Annotated in this window: 1 protein-coding gene; it reads right to left on the bottom strand. The window is 41.8% G+C overall.

Annotated features, from left to right (window positions below; genetic code table 11):
* Positions 1-124 precede the first annotated feature (124 nt).
* Positions 125-292: helix-turn-helix domain-containing protein (locus JWG41_RS13310; RefSeq protein WP_205269674.1), on the bottom strand; the 168-nt coding region annotated here is incomplete at its 5' end.

The raw sequence follows: 292 nt of genomic DNA on the forward strand, positions 1-292 counted from the left end.
GACGTTAGGGACTGGAACGACACTTGCGACTGCAAGGGGAGTGCCAGAAGCCTATGTGTCGCAGACCGAGCGAGGCCGTAAGTGCCGAAGCGAAGCGTTAAGGCGCTGTTATGCGACGGTCGTGTTATACACTGATAAGATTTTGGTGAAAAACCTCTTCTAATCTTATAATAGTTTTTAGAGTAGGGTTTGACTTATGTGGATCCTCAAACTTTTGATAAGTTTGATAAGCAATATTAAGTTTTTGAGCAATTTGCTTTTGACTCAAACCTTGTTTTTCTCTACTTTTCTT

Origin of the sequence: Leptospira chreensis (genome assembly GCF_016919165.1) — a bacterium.
GTDB classification, from domain to species: Bacteria; Spirochaetota; Leptospiria; order Leptospirales; family Leptospiraceae; genus Leptospira_A; species Leptospira_A chreensis.